The following is a 14323-nucleotide window of genomic DNA, read 5'->3' as shown; positions in this document are numbered from 1 at the left end:
TCAGGCCCGGAACGGCCGCAGAACCTTGCCCGGGTTGAGCAGATCGCCCGGGTCGAAGACCTCTTTGATCTTGCGCTGCAGGCCGAGCCCGACCGGGCCGAGCTCCTGTTCCAGCCACTGAGCCTTGAGCGTGCCGATGCCGTGCTCGCCGGTGATGGTGCCACCCAGCGAGAGCCCGAGCTCCATCACCGCACCGAAGGCCTCCAGCGCCCGCGCCTCGGCCGCCGCATCGTCGCGGTCGAACACCACCGTGGGATGCATGTTCCCGTCACCTACATGCCCAGGGCAACAGATCAGTACGTCGTACTTCGTGCCGATCGCGGCGATCCCGTCGAGCAACGCGACGAGCTTGCTCCGCGGCACCGCGACGTCGTCCACCAACGTCACCCCGAGTGGCTCCAGCGCCGGGTTCACCAGCCGCCGGGCCTCCAGCAACATCCGCGACTCCTCCGCGTCAGAGGCGACAGCGACCTCCACAGCGCCGAACGACTCGCAGATGGCAGCGATCGCCGCAACATCCTCGGCGGCCCGCGGACCGCGATCCGACTGGGCGATCAGCAGCGAGCCGACATCCGCCGGCAACCCCATGTCGCGGTAGTCCTGGATCGCCCGAGCCGTCGGACCGTCCAGGAACTCCAGCAACGAAGGCCGCAGCCCCGAGCCCATCACCGCAGCCGCAGCCGCGATCCCGTCCTCGATCGACATGAACGTGGCCGCCGCGGTCAGCGCCGCCTCCGGCTCAGGACGCAGCGCAAGAGTCGCCTCCGTGACGACACCAAGCGTCCCCTCCGAGCCGACGATCAACCGCGTCAGGTCGTACCCCGCGACACCCTTCACCGTCCGCCGCCCGGTCCGCACCACCTCGCCGGACGCGAGCACCACCTCAAGCCCGCGGATGAAGTCGCCCGTCACGCCGTACTTCACGCAGCACAACCCACCCGCGTTGGTGGCGATGTTGCCGCCGATCGTGGACATCTCCCACGACGACGGGTCCGGCGGGTAGAACAACCCCTGGTCAAGGACGGCTCGCGAGAGTTCGGAGTTCACCACTCCCGGCTGCACCACAGCGACCTGGTCCTCGACCGAGATCTCCAGGATCTTGTTCAGCCGAGCCGTTGACAGCAGCACACACCCGTCGAGAGCATTCGCCGCTCCAGACAACCCGGTCCGCGCGCCCTGCGTGACCACCGGTACGCCGTACTCCCCCGCGGCCCGCAGGACCTCCTGAACCTCCGAGGTGGAAGAAGGCCGCACCAGCAACCGCGGTACTCCCGCCGAACAGAAGGTCGCGTGGTCGTTGCGATGGCTGTCCAGTACGTCGGGATCGGTGACGACGGCCTTCTCTCCCAGGGAAGAACGCAGCCGCGCGATCAGCGGGTCGGAGGTCATTCCTCCTCCTGTTCGGCGAGCAGCCGGAGGATCAGCTCGGCCCGGCGAACCCGTTCCCGCCCGAGCGCCTCGGCCGTCGCGGCGAGATGTGCCCCGACAGGGTAGATGTTCGGGGAATTCCGCAAACCCATCTTCAGGTAGACCGGCGCCGCCACGCGCACCACATCGGGTACGTCGTAGAACCGGACGTGACCACCCTGGTCGTCCGGCACCTCGATGTACATGTCGATCGGTACCGTCGTCACGGCCCGGATCTCGGCCAGCACGCCGATCGGCAGGTCGGTCGACACATTCAGGCTGGTCGCGCCGAGCCGCTCGTACAGTGCCGCAGTCGATGCGTTGGGCAACGGCATCAGCACGGACGTCTTCAGCACCAGGTCGGCCGGCAGCTCGCCTTCCTTCTTCAGCAGACCGAGCAGTTCCAGCACACCAAGATCGCCGACCAGCAGGCTGCGAACACCGAGCTCGACCGCGCGGTACGCGTCACACAGCGAGGCGGCAACCATCTCGTTGCCGCGTGCAACTCCACCGACGGCCGCCGAGACCTTGGCCTGGCCGCCGATGTCCCAGGCGCCGCGCGGCCCGAGGAAGAGGCAGACCTCGACATCGTGGTCGGCGCCGAGGGAGAGCATCTCGTCGATCTCGCCGTCGGTCAGCATCATCACGCCGCTGCCCTGCGAGACCCGGTGGACGGTGACGCCGCGCGCCGACGCCTCGTCGAGCACGGTTCGCATCACCGCGGGTCCCTCGCAGCTCGGAATCTCCACCTTGTACTGCGCTCCGTCGCCGAACCGCCGCGTCGAGGCGAAGTCCGCAGCCGGCGTGGCCAGGCCCCGGTCGGCGAGCAGTGCACGGGCTTCCCGCAGGTTCATCGTTCTCCCCAGCTCGTCAGCGATCCCATCGCGTCGGTCAGATCCCGGGCGGTCCCGGCGATCTCCAGATCGAATCGGTCCGCCGCCTCGGTCAGTAGCGCCGGCGTCACCATCAGCTCGTTCGGCGACAGCGTGTCCCGAATCCGGGCCAACCGCAACGCTGACCAGTCCCGCCGCCCACTCATGGTCACCGCAGCCAGTACTGCGGCCGCGTCGTCCTCCATCACCATCGGCAGCCGGGACCTTCGTGCTCCTCCGGCTCCCGAGGTCAGCGCGTTCACATAACTCGTCCGGAGGTCGATCTGCTCGAGCAGACGGGCCGGCATCACATCTGCCAGGCCCAGGCCGGACGCGTTCCCGTGCGAGGCCTCCGACAACCGATGCACGGTCACCGTCGCGATGGAAGGCGACTCGAACTCGGGGATCCCGTGCACCCAGCACCGCCCGAGCACGTTCGTATCCATCCCCGCGCCCGACTTGTCCTTGCCCAGCTCATCCACGACCAGGACGTCGAGGGAGTCGAACGGCAACCGCGCCATCAGGCTCCCGGCCCGCTGCAGCAACGCGGCCTCCGCCGCCCGGCCGATGCCCTCGGCAACCACCAGTTCGACGGCAGCGGTCTGCTCGTGCGCGTTCTCCAGGATCGCCAGACCACCGAGGACCTTGCCGGTCTCGACGACCATCCGGGCAGCCGCCTCGATGGATGCGCCCAGCAACGGAATCCCACCCGCGTGCAGCGCGGCGGCGCCCTGGCGATTGCCGAGTCCGATCGCCAGGATCTTGGCCAGCCCGCTCTCCACCGGCCCATGGAAGTCGGTGTGCGGCTTCACCCGATTGACCAGCAGCACTCCGTCGGACTTGGCCGCCACAGCATCGTGGTGAACGGGAGTCCCGTCCGGCAAGGTGCCCACGACAACCGTCTCCATGGTCGCCTCGATCGGGCACCCCACCGACTCGGGTGTCACTCCGAGGCCGGCCAGCATCTCCCGCTGTCCCTCGGCGGTCGCTCCACCGTGCGACCCCATCGCCGGTACGACGAAGGGCTCCGCGCCGACCGAGCGGAGCCAGTCGACAGCCGCGCGCACGACCACCACCAGATCGTGGATCCCGCGGCTCCCGGCCGTCACCGCGATCCGGGCGCCTGGAGCCACCGAACCAGCCAGTGGAGCCAGGGCCGCCTGCGCGGCGGCGTACGGATCGTGCTCGGTGGGGACGTCCGGCAGCAGCCGGCGGATCGTGGTGACCTGCGGGATGACGCCGTCAGGGCGCAACCCGCGGATCGCCTCGAAAGGACCCCAGGCCCCGGTCCCGGCGGACGGGTCAGCCGGCCCGCCGGACATCAGTGGCTCTGCCGGCCGACGGCCGACCCGGTGCGTCCTACCAGGAAGTCGAGATCGCATCCCTGGTTGGCCTGGGTGACGTGGTCGACGTAGAGCCGGGCCCAGCCGCGATCGGTCGGTGCCGACGGCGCTTGCCAGTCGGCACGTCGCTTGGCCAACTCCTCCTCGGACACGTCCAAGTGCAGCGTCCGTGCCGGCACATCGAGCTCGATCCAGTCACCGGTGCGAACCAGTGCCAGCGGACCACCCACAGCCGCCTCGGGCGCGACATGCAGCACCACGGTCCCGTACGCCGTACCGCTCATCCGCGCGTCGGAGATGCGCACCATGTCGTCCACACCCTGCTCGGCGAGCTTGCGCGGGATCGTCATGTTGCCGACCTCGGGCATGCCCGGATAGCCGCGCGGCCCCGCGTTCTGGAGCACGAGAACGGTGTCCTCGTCGACGTCGAGATCCATGTCGTCGACGGCCTTGTCGTACTCCTCGATGCTGCTGAACACCAGCGCCTTACCGCGATGCTGCAACAACCTCTCGGACGCCGCGGACTGCTTGACCACAGCACCATCCGGAGCCAGATTCCCCTTCAGTACCGCGGTTCCCGCGCCGCTGCCGAGGGGGTTGCCCACGGCCCGGATCACGTCCGTGTCGACAGTCCGCTCGGAGTTGGCGACGTTCTCGCCGATGCTCTTGCCGGTCACGGTGATCGCGTCGGCCTTCAGCAGCGGAAGAATCTCCCGCATCACCGCAGGCAGCCCGCCCGCGTAGTAGAAGTCCTCCATCAGGTACTTGCCGGACGGCTGCAGGTCGACCAGCCACGGTACGCCGCGAGCCCACTCGTCCATGTCGTCCAGAGTCAGGTCCACGCCCACCCGGCCGGCGATCGCGAGCAGGTGGATCACCGCGTTGGTGGAACCACCGATCGCCGCGTTCGCCCGTACTGCGTTCGCGAACGCGTCCCGGGTGAGGATGTCGCTCGGCTTGAGGTCCTCCTCGACCATCTGCACGATCCGCTGGCCGGCCTGCTGCGCGATCGCGTAGCGCCGGGAGTCCACCGCGGGGATCGCCGCCGAACCGGTCAGCTGGAGCCCGAGCGCCTCGGCCATGCAGGCCATCGTCGACGCCGTGCCCATGGTCATGCAGTGCCCGTTGCTGCGGGACATGCCGGACTCGGCCGCGGCGTAGTCCTCCTGAGTCATCCGCCCGGCGTTGACGTCCTGGGTGAACCGCCACACCGCCGTACCGGAGCCGATGTCGCAGCCGCGGAACTTACCGTTCAGCATCGGACCGCCGGTCACCACGAGCGTCGGCAGGTCGACCGAGGCCGCGCCCATGATCGAGCCCGGCGTGGTCTTGTCGCAGCCGGTCAGCAGGATCGCGCCGTCGATCGGGTTGCCGCGCAGCGACTCCTCGACGTCCATGCTCAGCAGGTTGCGGAACAGCATCGCGGTCGGCCGCAGCATCGTCTCGCCGAGCGACATCACCGGGAACTCCAGCGGGAATCCACCGGCCTGCCAGACACCCCGCTTCACCGACTCCGCGAGCCTGCGCAGGTGCGCGTTGCACGGCGTCAGCTCGGACCAGGTGTTGCAGATGCCGATCACCGGACGACCGTCGAACACCTCGTCCGAGAAGCCCTGCGCGCGCATCCAGGACCGGTGGATGAAGCCGTTCCGGTCCTTCTCCCCGAACCAGTGGTCGAAGCTCCGGCGGCCGATGTGCCCATCGGGGCGGCCAGGCTCGTCACCAGCGGCCCGCCCGGTCTTCTCCGGGGTCGGCTCGCCCGCCGGGTCCTGGGTCAACTCGTCGGCCTCGGCGCCGATCGTCTGGTTGGGATCGTTGGTGGGGGGCCGGTTCGTGGGGGGCTGGTCGGTCATCGAGTTACCTCCGCGGTCGTCACTTCGCCGTTCACCCGGCGGCTGATCCCAGCCGGATTGGCGTCCTGCAGTACTGCGGGCAGCACCGTGTCCGGGGTGTCCTGGTAGGCCACGGGCCGCTGGAACCGGCGTGCGGCGGTCACGCCGACGCTGGTGTGGATCGATCCGACTGTCGAGGGGAACGGGCCACCGTGGTGCTGGGCCCACGACACGGCCACACCCGTCGGCCAGCCGTTCCACAACACTCGCCCGGCGCGCTCCGTCAGCAGCGGAAGCAGCTTGCGCGCCAGGTCGGCATCGGCAGCCTCCTCAGCGTGCAGGGTCGCGGTCAGGTTGCCTTCGAAGGTCTCGACGGCGCTGATCAACTCGTCCTCGGAGGCGTACTCCACCAGGATGGAGACCGGCCCGAAGCACTCCTCGAGGATCTCGTCGCGCCGCTCCAGGAGTTCGCCGACCGTGGTCTGCAGCAGGGTCGCACCGCCGGAGGCCACCACCCGGATGCCCTCGACCTTCTGCAGCCGGTCGAGTCCGGACGAGAAGCCGTCGGCGATCCGGTCGTTGAGCATCTTCGCCTCGGCGACTCCACCGACCGCCTGGGCCAGCGTGTCCTGGAGGCCGTGGCCGGCGGGCAGGAAGAGCAACCCGGGCTTCGTGCAGAACTGCCCGACGCCCAGCGTGAACGACCCGACGTACCCGGTGGCAATGTCGTCGCCGCGAGCATCGATCGCCGCCTGGGTGACGAAGACCGGGTTGAGGCTGCCGAGCTCGCCATAGAAGGGGATCGGCTCGGGGCGGGTGACGGCGATCTCGTGGAGCGCCTTGCCCGCCGGTACCGAGCCGGTGAACCCGGCGGCGGTGATGCGCGGATCCTTCAGTGCGATGACGCCGACGTCATACCCCTGGACCAGGCCGAGGGTGCCCGCCGGTGCGCCCGCTGCCCGCAGCGCCTCGATCATCACCTCCGCCGTCTTCACCGACAGCTCCGGGTGACCCGGGTGTGCCTTGACGATCACCGGGCAGCCGGCCGCCAGCGCCGACGCGGTGTCACCGCCGCAGACGCTGAACGCGAACGGGAAGTTGCTGGCGGCGAACACCAGTACCGGCCCGAGCGGAACCAGGACGCGGCGGAGGTCCGGTCGCGGTACCGGCTTGGCGTTGGGGTCGGAGGTGTCGATGACGACCTCGAGCAGCGAACCCTGTTCAAGCACGTCGGCGAACATCCGGAGCTGGCCGCTGCTGCGAGCCACCTCGCCCCGCAGCCGGGCCTCGGGCAGGGACGACTCGCGCATCGCGATCGGTACCAGCTCGTCAGCGGCCGCGTCGAGGGCGTCGGCGACGGCGCGGATCCAACCCGCCCGGACGGCGGGCTCCGACGCGGCCAGCGGCTTGGCGGCCTCCGTGGCGTCGGTGAGAGCCTGCTCGAGCTCGGCGGGGGTGGTGTCCGGAATCATCGCGTCTCCTCCAAGGTCTGGGCGGCCAGGTAGGCGAACGGCTCCCGGCCGACTGCCACCGTATTCGTCAGCGTGCCGACCTCGCTGATCGAGATCTCGACCACGTCACCGGCCCGCAGCGCGAAGTCCAGCTCGGGCACGATGCCGGTACCGGTCGCGAGGATGACGCCGTCGGGGAACTCGTTCGGCACGAACAGCACGTCCACCAGGTCCTGCAGCTCGCGGACCAGCTGCTTGGTCGAGGTGGTGCCGGTGAAGACCTCGGCGCCGTCCCGGCGGATCACCAGGTCGATGGTCAGGTTCTTCGGGTCCGCGATCTCCCAGGCCGGGCGGATCCCGGTCGCCAGCGCGCAGCCGCCCGCGAACACCTTCGCCTGCGGGATGTAGAGCGGGTTCTCTCCCTCGATCGAGCGGGAGCTGACGTCGTTGCAGATGGTGAACCCGACGATCTCGCCGCGGCGGTTCGCGACCACCGCCAGCTCGGGCTCCGGGACGTCGTGCCCGGAGTCGTGGCGGATCCCGATCGCCTCGCCGTCCGTGACGAGCCGCCAGGCTGGTGACTTGGGGAACAGCTCGGGCCGCGGCGCGGAGTACACGCGGTCGTAGACGGACTGCTCGGTGCTCTCCTCCATCCGGGCGCCACGAGAGCGCTCGTAGGTGACGCCCGCGCACCAGACCTCGCCGAGTCCGTCGAGCGGCGGCAGCAGCTTCACGTCGGCCACCGCCACCTCGTCGCCGGTCTTGCCGACCGCCGTGCGCAGCTCGTCCGCGGTCAGGCGCAGGAGCTCCGCCATCCCGGCGACCCCGGCGACCGGCGCCACTGTGTCACCGCTGAGGACGCCGGCCCGCGGCCGTTGTCCTGGGAGCTGGTACCGGACCAAGTGCATCGGGTGTCCACCTTTCACGTTGATGCTCTGCAGGGGTCGTTGGGGTCACATGGAGGTGCCGAGCAGACCGCGGGTGATCTGGAAGCCGACGTTGCCGGACGCAACCGCCTTCGGCACGTGGCGGCGACTCGCGACATCCGCTATCGCCTCCAGCCCCACCTGCGCCTGCTCCTGCGGGTTGCCCGAGGCAATGGCATCCAGATCGTCCCCGTACTTCGCGACCGTCTCCGGGTCGTTGCTGAACTCCACCACCGGGACGAACCGCTGGGCCGACAAGGTGCCACCGCCAACATGCGCGAGCACCTGCTGGACACCACCGGCGCCGAACCCGGTCGCCGTCTCCATCCAGTCGGTGCCCGGCATCCGCATCACGTGCCACCCCGGTACTGCGAACCGCTGGCCGTGCGCGATCGTCGGCTCCACCGCGGCGGGAGAGCCGAAGGCGGCGTACCGGAAGCCTTCGTCGGTGAGCAGGGCGCCGCGCGAGGAGAGCACGACCGAGCCACCCGCGCCGACGATCTCGCGGCCGATCAACGCCATCGTCTCGGCTGTTTCGGGGGTCAGCGTGCCGCGGGCTTCGAGGGCCACGGTGAGTTCACCGACCGTCCCCTGGACAGGTTCCGGCGACGGCAGGTTGAAGCTGCCGAACCAGTCCCGCACCCGGACGGTGACTGCGTCGAGACCCCCATCGGCCTGGATGCTCGCCCAGCCGAACCGGGACGGATCTGCGCCGGCCTCGACCAGGCGGGAGCGGAAATAGTCGTTGTGCGTCTTCTCGCAGCCGTGCTCTAGCAACAGCGCCATCCGGGTGTTCGGGTGCAGCAGGTAGCCGAGCATCGTGCGCGCGAAGGTTTCCTCGGAAGCGCCACCGCTGGAACCGCAGCCCTCGGTATGCGGAAGCGCGACCATCCGGCTCACTGCGTCGCCGGCCCACCGGTCGGCCTCGGCCTGGGCTGCGAGCCGGAGGGCGATCTGGCCGGAGCAGAGGCTCGTCGGGAGGATCAGCCCGACCTGCTCGGGAGCGCGCCGACCGTCCGCCGCCAGCAGGGTGACCGGAAAGCCTGTGGTTCTTGGGGTTTCGATGGCGATTGGGGTTTCGACCTCCAGCGGCAGACCGGGCAGGGGCGCGTCGCGGTCCTCGGCGGGGAGGTCGGCGAGGACGCGGCTGGTGCGGCCGTCGGTGGTGATGGAGATACCTTCGCGCGGACCGCTCTGCCGCCAGTTGCGCCAGATCGACACCTGGCTGTGGCCGGCGCGTTCGCCCGCGCTCGGCTCACCCGACGCCACTCGTACGGTGAGATCGAACGTCTCACTCGTCAGGTCGTCCATCGGCGCACCGGTCAGGTAGCGGCCGGCGTCCACGTCCATCTCGGCGTGCAGCAACTCGTACCGGGTCGAGGTGGTGACGAACTTGATCGTCGGCACGAACGGGAAGTTGGTGATGGATCCGTTGCCGGTGGTGAAGAAGATCAGGTTGCAGCCGCTCGCGACCTGGCCGGCGACGGACTCCAGGTCGTTGCCCGGGCTGTCCATGAAGACGAACCCATGACCCGGCATCGGTTCGGCGTAGTCGATCACATGGTCCAGCCGGACGTCGCGGTCGAGCTTGCGCGCGGCGCCGACCGACTTGAGCACGATGTTGTAGAGACCCCGGTAGACGTTGCCACCGGACGGATTCCCCTCGGCGGTGTGCCCGTGCCAGCCGACGCGTTCCTTGAACGACTGCACGGTCTTCAGGAATCTTCTTGCCGTCGGCAGGTCCCGGACGTTCTTGAGAACGTAGCCCTCGGCGCCGATCAACTCGTCGGTCTCAGCCAGTACTGCGATGCCGCCGTGGCGGATCACCTCGCGCGCGACGGCTCCGGACAGCGGGTTCGCGCTGACGCCGGAGAACGCGTCGGAACCACCGCACTGGAGGCCGATCCACAGATCTGCCAGAGGCACCTCCTCACGACGCTGGACCGCGACGACCGGCAACCACGGCTCGACCAGTCGCCCGGCCGCGGTGAGATCCGCCTCGAAGCCGCGCTGTCGGGTGAAGAACGCGTGCGGCACGCGGATCGGCGGATAACCGTGCTCCGCCATGAAGTCCTTGATCGCTTGGCCGGAGACGAGTTCGTCCTCGGTGTCGACGATCAGTACTGCTCCAACGTTCGGGTTCAGGGCGAAGCCTGCCAGCGTGGCCAGCAGGACGTGCAGGTTGTTCGGAGTACCGCTTTCGCCGCCTTCGGTATGACCGACCGGCACGACGCCGTCGAACCCCTCGGCTCCATCGAACCGGCGGGCCAACTCCGTCACGAACCCGCTGCTCAGCGAACTCGTCGCCAGCAGTACTACGTGATTGCGGGTGCCGGCCGGTCCTTGCTGTCGGGGATATCCGAGGAACGTGCCGGGCTGCTCGACCGAGGTGACCTGCTGGCCGAGGTTCAGGGCGGACTCGTCGAGCTCGTAGGGATCGAGTGGCTCGTTCCGGGCGCTCGGCTCCTGCGGAAGACCCTGCACCCCTCGGGCGGACACGGCGGCCAGGCTGGTCGGAGTACAGACGTAGTCGCCGACCTCGAGATCGCGGACGGCTCGGGCGAACGGGGTGTGCCAGGAGAGCAGCGGCTCGCCGGTGGCGACGGGGCGAGCCACGAACCGGTGGCCTTCGAGCACGGTGTGCGGCAGCGTCACCGCAGTACCGTCGAAGTCGATCACGGTGCCGGCTTCGAGGCGGCGCGAGGAGATGGCGACGTTGTCCCCCGGCTCGGGTAGCACGCCGATCTCGTCGAACCTGAGCATCGTTTCTACGCCTCCGGGTAGCTGGCGGACCTGAAATCGTGCATGATGCATGATTACAGTGCCACCCTGCCGAACAACGCGGCCGGGGTCAAGGCCGTGACCAGTCCCCGGAGGATGGGCCTCGATGACTGAGACAGTGGAGCCGCGGGACCGCCGCCTGCTGCGGCGGCAGATGCTCGCCGACGACGTGTACGAGGCGATCAAGACGATGCTGATGGACCACGTCGTCCGCCCGGGCGCACGGATCTCGATCGACGGGCTGGCGCGCGAGTTCCAGGTGTCGTCGACGCCGGTGCGCGAGGCCCTCGCGCGGCTGGAGTCGGAGGGGCTGGCGGACAAGGAACCGCTCAAGGGGTACCGGGCGACGCCGCTGCTGTCTTTGGAGGAGTTCGAAGATCTCTATCGGTTCCGGCTGCTTCTTGAGCCCTGGGCAGCCCGGCGTGCCGCGGAACTGATCGACGACGAGGGCCGGGAACGGCTGTCCGCCGAACTCTCGACCGCGGTGGAACCGACCTCGGTGGACTACGCCGGCTACAAGTCACTCACCGCGCACGACAACCGCTTCCACTCGCTGATCGCGGGGTTGTCGGGCAGCGAACAGGTCCGCCTCGCCTTCCAACGCACCCACTGCCACCTCCACATCTTCCGCCTCCACTTCGACCGAGACATCGGCCCCGAAGTCCTGGTAGAACACCGCCAGATCGTGGAAGCCATCACGTCCGGCACCCCCACCACCGCCGAGGCTGCCATGACCCAACACATAGAAAACTCGATGTCAGTGAGACTCCGCCACATCTACGACTAGGTACTGCGGCCCCGTGGGGTCCGGCGTACCGACCGACAGGTAGTACTTCCTGCCGCGTCCGACATCCCGCCTCGCCACGGCGCACCGCACCGGACACAAGGAGGTACTACCTGTCGGTCCGTACGCCGACGTCAGCCGAACCGGTGCGACAACGCTCGGCGGACCGTGGCGACCACCCAGTCCGGGTCGGCTATCACCTGCTGGTAGGTGAACCTCAGGACGAGCCATCCCGCAGCCACCAGTTCGTCGTACCGGCGGCAGTCGGCCGCGAAGTCACTGCTCGATCCATGGAATTGGTATCCGTCGGCCTCCAGAGCGATCCGGGCCACGCCGTGGCCGAGGTCTACCTGAGCACGGAAGCGCCCATCCTCCACCAAGTACTGCGGAACGAATCCCTCGATGCCGGCGGTGATCAGCAACGCCCGGAGCATCGACTCGAGGAAGCTGTCCACGGCACCGGTCGCGCTTGCGGCGACCCGACGGGCATTCGTCCGCCCAGGTCCACGCATCGCGTCGGTCGCCGCGGCCAACTGGTGGCGGCGCATCATTCCACTCGCCAGGGCGGCGTCGGCCACCGCGAGCGCCTCGCCGTACGGCAGGATCCGCGCGCAGTCGGCGACTGTCCGAACCAGCGAGGTCAGCCGACTCGGACGATCAGCGGGATCGATCGGCGCCCAGTGCAGCACAGCAGGCGGCCCCCGCCGCGGACGGCGCTTGGTCGGGACTGTGATGTGCGGGTTTCGGCGGAAGAGAAAGCAGCGGCAGATCCCAGGCGACCGCCGCACTCAGGTGCGAGACGACTCCGTCATACGCCAAGGCTGTCCGGCGATCATTGTCATCGCCGGGAAGGACGTAGATCCCGCGGGCCACGCGCTCCACCTGCCCCGCCTTGACCGCTGCCGCGAGCGCTCGGCGCGAGGTCGCCTCGACCAGCTCGGCGAAGGTGGCGTTGCCGCGATTACAGGCCACCACGTTGGGCACGGATTCCATCCGCGCAAGCCTGCCGGAGAACTGCCGGTCGCCTCTGGAGTTGTCCACAGGCGTACCGACCGACAGGTAGTACTTCCTTCAGCGGCTGCGGTTCACGGTGGGTGCAGGCAGCCTGAGACGGAGTACGAGGGCACTTCCTGTCGGTCGGTACGGGGGTTGAACTACTTGCCTGGGGTGATGACGAGGGCGTCGCCGACCGGGCGTTCGCCGGCGGCGTCGGACGGGGTGTTCAGGACCTTGTTGTTGGCGACCATGGTGGTGGAGCCGCCGCCGTCCAGGTTGATGGCGTCGCGGAGGCCGAAGGACTTGGCTACTGCGGCGGCTTCGCCGATTCCGAGGCCGAGGCTGTCTACGTTGCGGCCGTCGGCGGTGATCAGGACGGTACGGCCCTGGGCGTCCACTCCCGCGATGGTGCGGGGGTTCCGCTTGTGGACCCAGCCGTAGTAGAAGCTCGGGTTGTCGGCCGGGGCCATGCCGTCTGCCTTCGGGGTCGCCATCAGGCGGCCATCGCGGACCAGTTCAGGTCCGCCATTGACGATCGTGGTCCGCGGTGACAGGCGTACGTCGTGTCCCCGCGTGTCGACCAGTGACGCGCGGATCTCCAGTCGCTCGCCGATCTTGGCCGCGGCCAGGAGCGGCGCCACCTGGGCACCCGTCGCCTGAACGGTGCGGCCGCCCTCGGGGATCGCGCCGCCGCGCGTCGTACGAATCGCTGTGACCACGCCGTGCCGGTCGACCACGACCTCGGCGCCCGGACCGCTCGGGGTCGCGGCCGCGTACGACGCGTCGAAGGCGATCAACTCGTCCGCGTCGGTGCACGTGACGTCATGCAGGGGCTGCGCGGTCGGCAGGTCGTCCGCAGTACCGCCGCAGTTGCGGATCAGGCCGGGCACTCGGTTGAGTCCGTCCAGCGGAAGCGGACGTCCCACCCCACGGACCTCACCTTGCCAGCGGAACCGCTCGACCGCAGTACCGCGGGCGTTGTCGCCGATCACCAGCGCGGGCCGTCCAGCGGTCGGCTCGCTCACCAACCGCCCGTCGTACACCCCAACGCCCGCGGGGTCGCCAGGAGCGCCGGCCTTCGGGTCGAGCACGAAGAACCCGGCGTTGACGGCCGCGGTGGCGCCGGTCAGGGTCGCCAGCGTGCTCGTCGTCTCGCGCGCTTCGATGTCAGGCCCGTACGTCGCGTCGAGGCCGCCGCGGAACTTCTTCGGGTCGATCGTCAGCACCTGGACGTGCCAGGGCCCGGTGGAACCGCTGACGTCGTCGGGTTCGCCGTCCCAGCCGGTGTAGAGGCTGGATCCGCCCAGACCGGCGGCGATCACCTTGGTCCGGAGGGCATCGGCCTCGGCCTTGGTGGCGAAGGAGCCGAGGCGGACGCGGTAGCCGAGCGACCCCCCGCCCGCGTCAGCGAGCTTGGGAGTCGGGACGTTCTCCACCCTCGGGTCAAGGCCCGCGGTGCGAAGGCGCGCGGCGGTGGCGTCGGCCGTCGCCTGGTCGGACAGCGCGGCCGCGGGGGCGTCGGGGTCAGGCGAATTCGACGGGATCGCGACCTCGACGGTCCAGAAGGACTCGGGCCCGGCTTGTCCGCGGACGATCGTCGTCAGCGTCACCCCCGGCTGCAGGGTGCTGGTGTTGCGGGTTTCGGCGAGATTGGCCGGGCCTAGTGGCAGCGACTTGGAGACCGAGGAGGTTTCAGCGGCGGGGGGCTGCGCGACCGCAGTACTGGCGGCAACTGAGCCGGCCACGAGAGCGGCGGCGAGCGCAGTACCGGCCAGGGCTGAGCGGGGGGAGGCAGGGTGGCGGATGGTCATGGCTCTGTCTTATGTCAGGTGCCGACCACCTGCAAGGCTTCCACGTGAATTACCAACAACCACCAGACGAAAGTGCCGGGCCCCCCTTCCGGAACGAAAGTGCCGCACCCCCTCCGGACA

11 protein-coding genes are annotated in these 14323 nt (G+C 69.3%); 1 reads left to right on the top strand and 10 read right to left on the bottom strand.

Annotated elements, in window-relative coordinates:
* Genes EV648_RS01015 through EV648_RS00985 form a run of 7 tightly spaced genes read right to left on the bottom strand, consistent with a single transcriptional unit; the run spans position 1 to position 10594 of the window.
* Positions 1–1389 carry an FAD-binding oxidoreductase gene (locus tag EV648_RS01015; RefSeq protein ID WP_132284102.1) on the bottom strand — a complete coding sequence of 463 codons (1389 nt, stop codon included), beginning with the start codon at positions 1387–1389 and terminating at the stop codon, positions 1–3.
* Positions 1386–2261 (bottom strand): hypothetical protein, encoded by an 876-nt coding sequence (locus tag EV648_RS01010; RefSeq protein WP_132284100.1) that lies wholly within the window; start codon positions 2259–2261, stop codon positions 1386–1388. The genes EV648_RS01015 and EV648_RS01010 overlap by 4 nt, the downstream gene beginning before the upstream one ends.
* A complete protein-coding gene (locus EV648_RS01005) occupies positions 2258–3601 on the bottom strand; it encodes a lactate racemase domain-containing protein (protein ID WP_132284098.1) in 1344 nt (447 codons plus the stop codon). Before EV648_RS01005 ends, EV648_RS01010 begins: the two co-directional genes overlap by 4 nt.
* A complete protein-coding gene (locus EV648_RS01000) occupies positions 3601–5475 on the bottom strand; it encodes an IlvD/Edd family dehydratase (RefSeq protein WP_241994800.1) in 1875 nt (624 codons plus the stop codon). The genes EV648_RS01005 and EV648_RS01000 overlap by 1 nt, the downstream gene beginning before the upstream one ends.
* Positions 5472–6926 carry an aldehyde dehydrogenase (NADP(+)) gene (locus EV648_RS00995; RefSeq protein ID WP_132284096.1) on the bottom strand — a complete coding sequence of 485 codons (1455 nt, stop codon included), beginning with the start codon at positions 6924–6926 and terminating at the stop codon, positions 5472–5474. Before EV648_RS00995 ends, EV648_RS01000 begins: the two co-directional genes overlap by 4 nt.
* Complete coding sequence (locus EV648_RS00990) at positions 6923–7813, bottom strand: fumarylacetoacetate hydrolase family protein (RefSeq protein WP_132284094.1); 891 nt, start codon at positions 7811–7813, stop codon at positions 6923–6925. Before EV648_RS00990 ends, EV648_RS00995 begins: the two co-directional genes overlap by 4 nt.
* Before the next feature lie 45 nt (positions 7814–7858).
* Positions 7859–10594, bottom strand: a complete 2736-nt coding sequence (locus EV648_RS00985) for a UxaA family hydrolase (RefSeq protein WP_241994799.1) — start codon at positions 10592–10594, stop codon at positions 7859–7861.
* 124 nt (positions 10595–10718) lie between these two features.
* Here EV648_RS00985 and EV648_RS00980 point away from each other — a divergent pair, with 124 nt between their 5' ends.
* The gene (locus EV648_RS00980) at positions 10719–11399 is read left to right on the top strand and encodes a GntR family transcriptional regulator (RefSeq protein ID WP_132284091.1); all 681 of its coding nucleotides are present in this window, start codon (positions 10719–10721) and stop codon (positions 11397–11399) included.
* 131 nt (positions 11400–11530) lie between these two features.
* On the opposite strand, the gene EV648_RS43730 is transcribed toward EV648_RS00980, so the two are convergent.
* The 3 genes from EV648_RS43730 to EV648_RS00970 form a co-directional block, all read right to left on the bottom strand.
* A complete protein-coding gene (locus EV648_RS43730) occupies positions 11531–12085 on the bottom strand; it encodes an endonuclease domain-containing protein (protein WP_241994798.1) in 555 nt (184 codons plus the stop codon).
* Complete coding sequence (locus tag EV648_RS43725) at positions 12054–12389, bottom strand: type IV toxin-antitoxin system AbiEi family antitoxin domain-containing protein (RefSeq protein WP_241994797.1); 336 nt, start codon at positions 12387–12389, stop codon at positions 12054–12056. Before EV648_RS43725 ends, EV648_RS43730 begins: the two co-directional genes overlap by 32 nt.
* Positions 12390–12550: 161 nt before the next feature.
* Complete coding sequence (locus EV648_RS00970) at positions 12551–14203, bottom strand: phosphodiester glycosidase family protein (RefSeq protein ID WP_132284089.1); 1653 nt, start codon at positions 14201–14203, stop codon at positions 12551–12553.
* Between the last annotated feature and the right edge of the window lie 120 nt (positions 14204–14323).

Source organism: Kribbella sp. VKM Ac-2568 (assembly GCF_004345365.1).
Classification (GTDB): Bacteria; Actinomycetota; Actinomycetes; order Propionibacteriales; family Kribbellaceae; genus Kribbella; species Kribbella orskensis.
This window is presented reverse-complemented; position numbering and strand designations above follow the sequence as displayed.